Origin of the sequence: Banduia mediterranea, from assembly GCF_031846245.1 — a bacterium.
Lineage (GTDB): Bacteria > Pseudomonadota > Gammaproteobacteria > Nevskiales > Nevskiaceae > Banduia > Banduia mediterranea.
This window is the reverse complement of sequence record NZ_JAVRIC010000033.1, coordinates 17,562-29,081: the sequence shown is the minus strand read 5'-3', so window position 1 is coordinate 29,081 and position 11,520 is coordinate 17,562. Positions and strand designations below refer to the sequence as shown.

Genomic DNA, 11,520 nt, shown 5'->3' with positions numbered 1-11,520 from the left:
TATTACTTTCAGGTTGCTGGTATCTTGAGCCGCTGCATCAAGCTGTAATGCGAAACCACGCGCCTGGCTTTTTCCAATTTTTTGTAAACACTTAACTTGGTATTCTAAGTTGGTGATAAATCCACCTACTACATTCTCAAGAATATTCGCCTCCCCGAAGTCCCAAACCATTGAGATTGTCTGTCTTGCGAACAAATACATGATTTTTTCATTTCCTGAACGCCACCCAGTGAGGGAATTATTGAAGTCAGCACAGCGATCAACGCAAAAAGCAAGATAAATAGCAATCGCGTCACCATACGCGGTAGCACCGCTCCCGCCCAATGCTAGCGATTGGCCGTCGTCACTCATGCCAGCAGCTTTGGCATCTTTGATGGACTTTTCCCTCGCTTTCAGTATCAGGTCGGAGAAAGTAATCAAGGCCACCAATTGACGGGAGGTAAACAGATTGCGATGCTTCCGCATTCCATATTCCTGAACCCTAAACCCCAAGGCCTTCTCTGGTAGATCTGTTTCAGGAGCACCAACGGGCTCAGCCTGTCTTGCAACCTGCTCAGCTTCAACTGATGGGGAAAGATATACTCTTTCTCTAACACCCTCAGCAACGATAGCCATTAGACGCTCCCCCATACGACCAGCTTTGCCTTCCTCCCGGAGATATTTAAACGGCATGGCTGTCTGGGACATGATGCAGGTAGCACCCGTGCGCTCGATCGTACCTACAATCGCATCGGCGGGCTGTTTGCCCTTTCGCACTTCAAATCGATAGCTTTTACCTTCGATTACTGGCTCCGCCCAGGCCTCTTTGCCCTTTTTTGAGGAAAGAACGAAAGAGCGTACTAAAGGCACATCCACATCACTGAAGGCCGGGTTGGGACTTTTCACCGTTCTGGCCCACAGCCAGGCAATCACAGTCAGCTCTTCGCCTTGATAGGCTTTCAGGTCGGGACGTTCGGCCACCATTGCTGGTGTGACTTTCACCTTGGGGTACAGGTGGCCAATGGCCCGAAAGGTTTCTTTATGCATCCAGTGGCCGTAGCGACGCACGTCTTCAGCCAAACCTCGAGCACCGGACCAGTCATCTGCATAACTGTTTGTGTATTTCTCGCCTTCGGGCAGTGGTCCGACCGGCGCTTGGCCAGCGAATTTAGGTGGAATTTCGATCATCGCCTTGTTGATCATGACCGCGACGGGATTCAGATCGCTGGCGTAGCTCTCTAATCCCAGGCGTTGTGCTTCTAGAGGAATGGCTCCGCCGCCAGCAAATGGATCGTGAAAAGCAGGCAGTTTCTCCGGGTTAAACAATTCCGCAGCTTGCGGATGGTTGCGGTTCAGATGGCAGGTCTCGCGCCAACTCTCCCAGATGGCCGCGCGGGCGCGGTTTAGTACCTCTTCGTTGTTAGTGTTTTCCCACTTCACCAAATCGCGAATGATCTGGAACAGCTTTTCTCGCTTGATCTCTGCTTCTTTCTTGTTGACGCCGTAACCGATTTCCCGTTGGTAACCGGGGTCGTTCACCAACTGAGCAAACAATACCGCACGGGCAGCCGCCAATGGCCGCCGCGCCCACCACAGGTGTATCCCCCTCGGATGTGGACCGATGCCGGGCATTTTTTCATGCGCACATGCAGCATTGATGTCATCGAGCGGCAGAGCAACTTCGATCAACTTTTTGGGTGATTTTATTGCGGTCATTGTTGAACCTTAAATTGTCTTTTCTGGTGAGACTGCCTTGGACAGCAGATCACCCAAATCGTAATTGATACTGGCCACGCCAAAGTCGGGCTCAGAATTAAACGGGTTGCGTATATAGTGCGGGCCTTCAAAGTTGTCGCCGTCGACAATCACAATGGCCAGCAGGAACTTATCCGCCTGGTTCAGTGCATAGATGATTTCGTTGCGGCTGACTGTGATGGTGCTCTGGCCCTTGGCGCGACCTTTTACTTCAATATGGCGATCCGGCTTGAGCGAGCCATTCGGATTGGCCGGTGGACGAGCGGTGACATCCCAGCCGCACTTCTCGGCTGAGACATCTTTTATCTCGTGACCAAACCTTTGCTCCACGGTTATAACCGCCTCCATGGCGACCCTCTCGATGCGCGAGCGGGCAGCTGCGTCTGCACAGAAGGTGGTCTCGCCTTTACGTTGGGCCAGCAAGCCCTGTGGAATCACTAGCGCACCACCGATTACCACAGGGGTACTGGAAACGACGGCCTTCAAGGATTCCAGTTCGCGCTTGCGCTGATTGAGGCGTTCGGTGAGTTCATCCACGCGGCGGCGCGCCATCTCTGGCTGCATGCGAGGTTGCTTACCGGCAGCGACATCGTCACTGAGTTTGATATAGCGGTCGGACCAGTAGTTGATTTCTTTCACAAGGCGTTCGTTGACCGCAGCCAGCACTTTGTCGGCCTGCCGTTCACGACGGGTCTTAACCTCTTGATAGTGCTCTGGCACCAGGTGTTGCGAGGCATGGTTGAGGGCCAGACCTTCCAGGTCCGTACTGATCCAGGGGGCATTGAGGATGTCCTGCACCAGTTTCAGGTCGTAGTCGTCGATGGGTTGCAGGTCGAGGTGGGGTGCCCAACCGGCGTGGTAGGCTTTGCCCTGTTGGTCGATTTCGACAAACTGCAGGCGACGGGAGGCTATGTTGGATTGGTCGCCATGCTTTTCGGACTGGGGTTCGCGAACGCTGTGATCCACCATAAAGAGGATGCGTGGTTCTACGCCGTCATTGTTGGGGTCCACCAGTACCGCGCCTTGCTTCAGTTTGCTGCGGTGGGCTGAGAGAATCAGGTCTGTAATGGCATGCATCAGTGGGTGGCCGGGGTGTACGAGGTCGGCCATAGGCTTGCCATGGACTCGTACTAAATCCTTCTCGAAGCAGATGCGTTCGTACTTCTTCAGTACGGGTGTGCGACTTTCTCCTATTACCCGGTCGCGTTCACGAATGGCTGCTGGCACATGACGTACCTCGTAGCGCCCGGCTTCGCGGGAGCGCATTTCGCCGGTGAGGTTCTGGAAAGCTTCTGTAAAGAAAGCGCGGATGAAATAGGGCTGCAGCTTGCGGGCCTCGGCCTTTTCCATCTCCTCCTTCACGGCATACAGGTCTTCCAGACTCATATGTTGCTCAACCAGGGCGTTGCGGCGCAGGATCTCTTTCAGATGTTCGGTATCCAGCGCACCATCGATCACCTGATTGAGTTTGGCCTTGACCTCCGGTGACTCCCCATAGCGAATGGCCTCGACCAACAGCTCTTTTAATGAGCGGTTTTCGAAGGCTTCGCCGAGGATGTCGAATACCTTGCCGCCGAGTGCCTGCTTCTCCACTTCGAGCTTCTCGAACAGCCTCTGAAAGACCTCGCCTTCACGGGTTTCCTTGGCAATCAGGTTCCACAGGTGGCAGACCTCGGTCTGGCCGATTCGGTGAATGCGGCCAAAGCGCTGTTCCAGGCGATTGGGGTTCCATGGCAGGTCGTAATTGACCATCAGATTGGCGTTTTGGAGGTTTACACCTTCGCCGGCGGCGTCGGTGGCCACCAGCACCTGCACATCGCGATTGTTACGGAACTCTTCCTGCGCCTTGCGTCGATCGTCGCGGTTGGTGCCGCCGTGGATGGTAATGACCGCTTCCGGTCTGCCCAGCATGCCACCGATACGGCCCACCAGATAATTCAGAGTATCCTTGTGTTCGGTGAAGATGATCAGCTTGCGGCGACTACCCGATTCGTTATACATCTCGGGCCGGTCCTGGAGCAGGTGGGATAGTTCTTCCCACTTCTTGTCGTTACCGGATTGCACAACGCCCAGCGCCTGGTATTCCAGATCCTTGAGGATCAGGATTTCCGCTTCCAGTTCAGGGATAGTCTCGGCCGCAGTGGCTTGGTCGACCACCTGGTCAGCATAGAGTTCGTACTCTTCGGCGCTCAGCTCTTCATCCAGCTCATCGAAATTGTCCGGCAGATCGAGTTGACGCTTGACCGTATATTCGCCGAGAGTTGCGGCCACACCGTTCTGAACACTGTGACCGCGCGCAACCAGTTTCATCTCTTCCAGGCGGGATTCGAGGCGCTTTCGGCGACGCTGGAGGGACTGGTAAATAGCCTCGGGGCTGGAAGCGAGGCGACGCTGGAGCATGGTTAATGCAAACCCAACATTGCCTTTCCGCTTGCCGTCCAGGTTGTCGGCCCGATTCATTTCGTTACGAACGTAGTCGGTTACGGCAGCGTAGAGCGCGGCTTCGGCATCCGACAGCTCATAGTTGGCGCTGTAAGCGCAACGCTCCGGAAACAGTGGGGTGCCATCGAACTTGAGCAGCTCCTCCTTGACCATACGGCGCATCATGTCGGAGACATCCACCTTGTGAGCGCCTTCGCGGAATTTGCCGTAGAAGCGGTCACCGTCCAGCAGGGAGAGCCAGATCTGGAAATCTTCTTCCTTGCCGTTGTGGGGGGTAGCTGTCATCAACAAGAAGTGGCGGGTGATGGAGCCGAGCAATTCACCCAGCAGAAAGCGTTTGGTTTTATTGACCTTGTTGCCAAAGTAATTGGCGGAAAGCTTGTGGGCCTCGTCCACGATGATCAGATCCCACTCGGTGTTCTTGAGCTTTTCCTGATACTCCTCATTGCGTGACAGCTGATCGAGGCGGCAGATCAGTTGGTCCTGCTCGTCGAAGTAGTTGCCCGAGGCGCATTGCTCCTGCTTTTCACGGCTAAAGATCTCAAACACAACGCCGAATTTTTCCAGCAATTCATCCTGCCACTGCTCGGTGAGGCCGCCGGGCGAGACGATCAGGATGCGTTTGGCGTCCGCCCGCATCAGCAGTTCGCGAATCAGCAGGCCGGCCATAATGGTTTTGCCGGCACCGGGATCATCGGCCAGCACGTAACGCAATGGCTGGCGAGGGAGCATGGATTCGTAGACGGCGGATATCTGGTGTGGCAGCGGCTCCACATTGGAAGTGTGGACAGCCATCATCGGGTCAAACAATGCCGCTTGGGATATACGGAAGGCTTCGAGTCCTAGCTTGAATTCGGCACCGGGGGCGTCGAAGGCCCAGGGGCGACCGGACTGAGCCAGTTCGAGGCGGGCCTCATCGGAGCGGAACAGCATCTGCTCGGCCAGGCGGCCCTGGCTGTCTTTGTAGTAGACGGTGATGGCGCTATCGCCCACAGGTTCTACCTGGACGATGCGCACAACTTCGTCGCCCTGTATGCCTCGGACTTGAGCGTCTTTCTTGATGTCTTCGAGTTTAATCATGCGCCTTCCTTGGTGATCTGGTTGCTCTGGCTGTAACCGGGCGCGATAACGAGGTTGTCAACGCCATAGAGCGCCTGCCTGTTCTTTAGCCAGAGGTGGTATTCAGGGCCATCCATGCTGTGTTTTTCTGAGCAGTCGACGTTCCAGCACCGGAGGACGTAACCGGCCACGGCAGCCCGAACATTGACCTTCAATACCCCATTCTCCATCGCGTAATCCGTTTCGATGGTCTTGGGGTGCTTGAGTTTGGGGTGAGGGATGATTTCCAGCTCGACGATGCGATTCCACTGGATGTCGTGTTCCCGGTTTTCATGTTCCTTCAACGGTTCGTCGAGGATTTCCGGGGCGGAGATACGGGTAATAACAAAGTCTGAGAATCTTGAGCGTTTCCTGTCGTAGCCACGGATGTGCCAACGCAGACCGTTATCAACCAATACAAATGGCACGACCTCGCGCGTGCTGCGGCCGCTGCTGAGGGAGCGATACACCAAGCTGACAGCCTTATGCTGATGGATGGCTCGGGTCAGTACGGACAGGGTCTCCAAGTCTGGGTTATTGAGCTGTGCCGGGGTCTCGCAGGCAATCAGAGCCTTATGCTTCCCGACAAAGTCATCGCCGAATCCGTGGGCCAGAGCCGCCAGGGCCTGGCTGGGGGAGTAATCGAACAGGGGTTCAAAGGAGGGTGCCCGGATGTAGATCTTGGCTTTGGTGTCGTATTCCAGGTTCTCCGGGGCCAGGTCCTTGTAGAGCGTAATGTCCCTGGTGGCAGCGGCCTCCTTAATGCCAAAGCGGACCACCAGATCGCTGCGCCCGATAGCTCCCAAGAAACAGGTTTTGAAATCAATGTGCGACAGCCGCTCTCGCTGTGCCTGGTTGAGATCCATTGGGATGGGGTTGGGCATGTGTTTGTCCAGTGTGGCTCGGGTCGGATCGAGAAGGCTTCTATAATATTAAAGATATGAAAATAATGTCAATATGATTTGTTGACATCATCAAAATGATCATGATTTAATTCTGGGCATTGGGAGTGGTGTTTAGCAGGGCGCTAAATGCCATGTTACTGACTTGAGAATGAGAATATGGGTTTCACCGAAGACAAACTTGACCGCATTTACCAAAGGACAGAAGGGCGCTGCCATATTTGCCGAAACCAGTTGAGCTTACGGAATTATGGAACGCTCGGGAAGCGAGGGGCCTGGGAGGTTGAGCACTCCAAGCCGAAGTCAAAAGGCGGCACTGATCATATGAATAACCTCTATGCAGCCTGCATTCCATGCAATCGGAAAAAGAGGAATTCATCGACCACATCTGCCCGGTCTACAAACGGCTACCGGTGTGCGCCGCTTTCCAAGGTCAAGCGGGGTGAAAATACGGTAGCGGGTGGAGTTGTGGGGGCGCTTGCCTTCCTGCTGGTGCCGCCGCACTTGCGGTTGGCGGCTGTGGTCGTTGGTGGGGTTGTTGGTGCGGTGGTGGGTAAATCATACGAGCCGGACTGAAGGATTCTGACATGTGGCATGACAATGAGACTACGGTTGACTATGTCAACTTCCGGCTAGTAGCCAAGGCTTGTGCTGAGCTCGTTCGGGACGCAGGAGGCGAGCCAATATCCATCGGAATATCTGGTGGCTGGGGCATGGGTAAATCCTCCCTCGTTCGAATGGTCGCATCGGAATTATCGCTTGACCAGGATTCCAGCAAGAAAGCAGATGGACAGGGCGGTACAAGGTATATCGTTGTTACCTTCAACCCGTGGCTCTATCAAGGTTTTGAAGACGCCCGAACGGCACTGCTGCAAACCGTAGGGGACGCGGTTCTCAAGGAAGCCGAGAAGGATGCTGGTCTGTTTGAGAAGGCCAAGTCGCTGGTTAAGCGAATTAATCTCCTGCGGCTGGCTCAGCTCGGAGGAGAGACGGCTGCGACTATCATCACCGGAGTGCCTGTCGGTCTCATTGGGAAGGTGGTGGAGTCTGGCACAGAGGCGTTTAGGAATAAGTCTGTTCAGGAAGGGCATGCTGCAGTACAGGAAGCACAAACTGCTACAAAAGGCTTGTTGAATGAAGCCCAGCCCATTTCTCTCCCCAAAGAAATCCAGTCATTTCGTGATGCGCTGGAAGATCTTCTCGAAGAGCTAGGGATCACGCTGGTCGTCTTTGTCGACGATCTCGATAGGTGTTTGCCGAAAACTGCAATTTCCACGCTGGAGGCAATTCGTTTACTGCTGTTTTTGCGACGAAGTGCTTTTGTCATCGCAGCTGATGATGTCTTCATCCGCGGTGCTGTACGGGTGCATTTTGCGGGTACTGGCTTGGATGACGATATCGCAACTAATTACTTCGATAAGCTTATTCAAGTGCCACTGCGTGTACCAAGACTTGGTCCCAATGAGACCAAAGCCTATACCGCATTATTGTTCTTGGAGCGCGCTCATCGCAATGGTCAGCTTGACGCTGAAAACTTTGATTCTGCGAAATCCAGTGTCGAGACGCGATTGAGAGAAACATGGACCGGGAAGTCCGTAGATCTGACGTTTTTGGAAAGTCTCGCCCCGCAAGGGAGTTCTGAGCTTCTGGGTTTGATGGGGTTGGCTGAGCGGTTGGCTCCGCTGCTATTCAGTGCAAGTACGGTTCAAGCTAATCCGAGGTTGGTCAAACGTTTTCTCAACACTGTATTCCTGCGCAAGACCCTGGCTAAACCTCAAAATATCGACGTGGATGTCCAGGTTTTAGCGAAGTGGCACCTTCTTGAGCGGTGCGATGAATCAATCGCGAATGCGCTTGCAGAAAGGGTTTCTGCTGAGAACGAAGGCAAGGTTGAAATTCTTCGCGAGGCAGAGGAAGTTGCGAAAGAGGAGGATCAAAAGCTTCCCACGCTCTTTGGCGACAAAGAGTTTGCGCGTGAGTGGCTCAGGCTCGAACCGCCTCTTGGCGACATGGACTTGAGGCCAATATTGCATCTAAGTCGCGACAGCACGATCAGGGATTTTGGCGCGGATGAGCTAAATGCCGCTGGCAAGGCGCTGCGTGATTCGCTGGTTTCCGCTCGAACGTCAAATGATGCATTAAAACAGCAGATTCGAGAGGCCGGGGATATTCAATCTGGTCTTGCTATGGCGAGGGCGTGGGATGCAAGGCGGTCCGGTAGAACCTGGCAGAAGCATGACGAAATTTTGATGTTGACTGAGGTTTGCCGCATTCACCCAAGTGCGGGGCCGCGTGCGGCGGCATTCATTAGTCAAGCGCCTATCGCTCAGCTTGCTCCCGGATTTGTTTCTGCTTTGGCGGACTGTGATTGGGCAAAAGACATTCTGGACAAGTGGGTAAGCGATGCGGATGCGCAGGAGTCTGTGAAGCGGGCAATCACTAATGCGAGGAAGAAATAATGGGTACGTCAGCATCGAGCTCGGGTGCGGGTACAGGCGCGCCCTTTGATCCTCCATGGCTGGATGATGCTGGCGCCGGTATTGATAGCGACTACGCGGAAGTTCCCCTAAGCCCGGGCGCAACCCCCTTAGATGACGGCAGCAGCACAGAGGATGGTGAGGATAATCAGAATCCGACGACACCACCTGCCGGCCCTGCCAAAGCTCCGCCAGGACGGTATCAACAAGCTCGTGGTGCATTGACCGGGTTTGTACGGTCTGGTAGCAGCTCCGACCTGCGCCGAGGTGTTTCAAGCTTTGTGAAGAAGGGTATGGGAGGATCGTCCAGAGCCGCGAGTCGAATGCGGACTAGCGCAATTGCCGCATCGTCTTTGGGTGGATTTCTTGCCACCGCTCGCGACGGTTCTGATCCAAGCATTAATACTTGGGTCGATTCAATAAAGCAGCGCGGACTTTCTGCCAAGGAAACCGCACTCGAAGTCGTGCAGAAATTGATTCCAACGGGAGGGAGTGTTGACGAGGATTCAGCCAGACACTCCATGGACCATGCTATTGCACATCTCTACGAAGTGGAACCGAACGCCGATATCTTTAATTTGACGGACGATCAAATCACCAACTTGATGGCGTACACGGTGGCTTTTGATGTCTATAACCGGGTTCAGCTTGAGCTTGGTCAGGTATTTGAAAAGCTGAAATATGCGCCCCAGCTCGTGCAGAATCGCTTGGGGCAGGTTCTCGATTACGTAATGGTGGTTGTCAATCGATCTATGCAAAAGGCTCGTGCCGGAGGTGCACCACGAGCAATGAGGGAGATTGCGAATGCCGCTCTTCAAGATGCACTGACGGTGTTTGCTGAATCATGAAAATTATTTGTTCGAGTGTTGATGCGTTGCCAGACTCTCTGCCTTCAGGTGCACTGGCATTTACATTCCTGGAATCGTCATCGCATCCGGGGATTGGTCGTATAGCCCATGGCTGGCTTCGAGAGCTGGAAAAGGAAGGTTATGCCCCGTCGGTTCCAGTGTGGGATTTTGTACTTTTTTGCTTTGCTGTCTATGCGGCTGATGTGTCCGTTCTCCGAAAGGAAAGCGCCGATGGATGGACCCGTCAGATTGAACTTGATATCACACTCAATGACCCCGCACCATGGGAGGCCAATCGTCAGCTTGTCGAGAAGATGTTGCGTGTATTGACTGGCGATTTTTGGACGTTGCAATTCTCAGCAGGTGGCCCTGTTCCCCCCAACGGCCAGCGCCGGCTTTGCGATCGTGACTGTGTCGCGTTGCTTTCAGGCGGCCTCGATAGCCTGATAGGGGGGATCGATGCTGTAGCGCAAGGTCGTAAGCCAATCTTTGTATCACAACTCGCTTTTGAAGATTCAGCCCGACAAATTAAATATGCCAATGACCTTGGTGGTGGCGAATGGCATCAGCAGTGGAGCCATCGTGTTGTATTCAAAGGTAAGAAAGAGACATCCACAAGAGCTCGTTCAATGGCCTTCTATGGCCTGGCGGTGCTTGCGACATCGCTGCTACCAATGGAGAAAACAGAGATCTTTGTGGCGGAAAATGGGTTCATCAGCATCAACCCGCCTTTATTGCCGGGAAGGATGGCCAGTTTAAGTACCCGAACTACCTACCCGCTATTCATGTCCATGCTTCAGGAGTTGTTGGTAGGTCTGAATATTAAAGCCAGTCTACTCATGCCCTACCGATTTAAAACCAAAGGGGAGATGCTGGAAGAATGCGCTGATCAGTCAATGTTGAAAAGACATGCTTGTGACACAACAAGCTGTGGTCGTTTTCGTACCTACAATCGCACGCACTGTGGACGTTGTGTGCCATGTATGGTTCGCAAGGCTGCCATCCAGCATTGGGGGAAAGTTGACACAACACATTACAAATTTCCGTCTTTATCTTCCGCAGGTAAGACAAAGGCGGATGATCCCATGGCCGTAGCTTGCGCAGTTCTTTCCTCTGAGCAAAAAGGCATCGATTCTTTTCTGGGGGCCACGTTATCGTTTGCCTCTCAGGCGGATCGGCCTCAATACCGCCGTGTTATTGAACAGGGATTGCTAGAGCTTGCAGTTGTGCTTCGCAGGGACGGCATAATCTGATGGACTTTCATTGCCACTTGGATCTTTATCCTGATGCACGAAAGGTTTATGTGGAAGCATCGGATAGAGTCGAGTTTGTTTGGTTGGTCACTACCAGCCCGAGAGCTTTCGCGGCAACATCAAAGGTGCTTCTGGCCTCGGAAAAAATATTCATTTCTCCAGGCCTTCATCCGGAAGTTGCTGATAAAAAGTGTGGCGAGTTGGAGATGCTGCTTTCACAAATGGAACTGTATTCTGGGGTTGGTGAAGTCGGCCTTGATGGATCTTCCCGCTACAAGCAGCATTTTGAACTACAGAAGAACATATTTCAGTCAGTTCTGCAGCATAGTGTAAATATCGGGGGGCGCGTCCTCAGCATTCACTCTCGATCGGCTGCAAAAGAAGTGTTGGGTTTACTCGAATCTCACCCGGGTTATGGAACAGCCGTTCTCCATTGGTTCACTGATTCACCTTCGCAACTTTCCCGAGCCAAGGAGATGGGCTGTTGGTTTAGCGTTGGGCCTGCAATGTTGACTTCCGCCAATGGTCGGAAATTAGCAGGTCAAATGCCCCGGGATCGTGTGGTTTCTGAAAGTGATGGACCATTTGCACGAATTCGTGGTGTTCCTGTAATGCCATGGGAAGCGGCGAATGTGGCCGTAGAACTAGCCGAGATATGGGGTTTGCAGCTAGAGGAAGTTTTGCAGTTGCTCCGTGTGAATGGTTTGCGCCTGACTAGGCTTCTTACTGATTCCGGTGAAATGCTTGGAAACGGACATTAGATATG

Annotated in this window: 8 protein-coding genes; 5 read left to right on the top strand and 3 right to left on the bottom strand. The window is 53.5% G+C overall.

The genetic code is table 11. The features are described from left to right. From RM530_RS17020 to RM530_RS17010, 3 genes are all read right to left on the bottom strand, one after another. Positions 1–1,695: DUF1156 domain-containing protein (locus RM530_RS17020; RefSeq protein ID WP_311366458.1), on the bottom strand; the 1,695-nt coding region annotated here is incomplete at its 3' end. A 9-nt stretch (positions 1,696–1,704) separates the two neighbouring features. Further along, the gene (locus RM530_RS17015; protein WP_311366457.1) at positions 1,705–5,256 is read right to left on the bottom strand and encodes a helicase-related protein; all 3,552 of its coding nucleotides are present in this window, start codon (positions 5,254–5,256) and stop codon (positions 1,705–1,707) included. Next, positions 5,253–6,158, bottom strand: a complete 906-nt coding sequence (locus tag RM530_RS17010; RefSeq protein ID WP_311366456.1) for a helix-turn-helix transcriptional regulator — start codon at positions 6,156–6,158, stop codon at positions 5,253–5,255. Before RM530_RS17010 ends, RM530_RS17015 begins: the two co-directional genes overlap by 4 nt. 177 nt (positions 6,159–6,335) lie before the next feature. Between RM530_RS17010 and RM530_RS17005 the strand changes: the two genes are divergently transcribed. Genes RM530_RS17005 through qatD form a run of 5 tightly spaced genes read left to right on the top strand, consistent with a single transcriptional unit; the run spans position 6,336 to position 11,515 of the window. Further along, the gene (locus tag RM530_RS17005) at positions 6,336–6,752 is read left to right on the top strand and encodes an HNH endonuclease (RefSeq protein ID WP_311366455.1); all 417 of its coding nucleotides are present in this window, start codon (positions 6,336–6,338) and stop codon (positions 6,750–6,752) included. A gap of 11 nt (positions 6,753–6,763) precedes the next feature. Beyond that, positions 6,764–8,635 carry a P-loop NTPase fold protein gene (locus RM530_RS17000; protein WP_277673137.1) on the top strand — a complete coding sequence of 624 codons (1,872 nt, stop codon included), beginning with the start codon at positions 6,764–6,766 and terminating at the stop codon, positions 8,633–8,635. Beyond that, entirely contained in the window at positions 8,635–9,501 is an 867-nt protein-coding gene (gene qatB, locus RM530_RS16995) for a Qat anti-phage system associated protein QatB (protein ID WP_311366454.1), read from the top strand. Before RM530_RS17000 ends, qatB begins: the two co-directional genes overlap by 1 nt. Then, positions 9,498–10,754: a Qat anti-phage system QueC-like protein QatC gene (gene qatC / locus RM530_RS16990; RefSeq protein WP_311366453.1), complete on the top strand. Its 1,257-nt coding sequence runs from the start codon at positions 9,498–9,500 to the stop codon at positions 10,752–10,754. Before qatB ends, qatC begins: the two co-directional genes overlap by 4 nt. Continuing rightward, positions 10,754–11,515 (top strand): Qat anti-phage system TatD family nuclease QatD, encoded by a 762-nt coding sequence (gene qatD / locus RM530_RS16985; RefSeq protein ID WP_311366452.1) that lies wholly within the window; start codon positions 10,754–10,756, stop codon positions 11,513–11,515. The genes qatC and qatD overlap by 1 nt, the downstream gene beginning before the upstream one ends. Positions 11,516–11,520 lie beyond the last annotated feature (5 nt).

Bases quoted from the DNA above. Each gene is read 5' to 3' on its own strand.
- RM530_RS17015 (WP_311366457.1), bottom strand. From the start codon at position 5,256: ATGATTAAACTCGAAGACATCAAGAAAGACGCTCAAGTCCGAGGCATA.
- RM530_RS17010 (WP_311366456.1), bottom strand. From the start codon at position 6,158: ATGCCCAACCCCATCCCAATGGATCTCAACCAGGCACAGCGAGAGCGG.
- RM530_RS17005 (WP_311366455.1), top strand. From the start codon at position 6,336: ATGGGTTTCACCGAAGACAAACTTGACCGCATTTACCAAAGGACAGAA.
- RM530_RS17000 (WP_277673137.1), top strand. From the start codon at position 6,764: ATGTGGCATGACAATGAGACTACGGTTGACTATGTCAACTTCCGGCTA.
- qatB (WP_311366454.1), top strand. From the start codon at position 8,635: ATGGGTACGTCAGCATCGAGCTCGGGTGCGGGTACAGGCGCGCCCTTT.
- qatC (WP_311366453.1), top strand. From the start codon at position 9,498: ATGAAAATTATTTGTTCGAGTGTTGATGCGTTGCCAGACTCTCTGCCT.
- qatD (WP_311366452.1), top strand. From the start codon at position 10,754: ATGGACTTTCATTGCCACTTGGATCTTTATCCTGATGCACGAAAGGTT.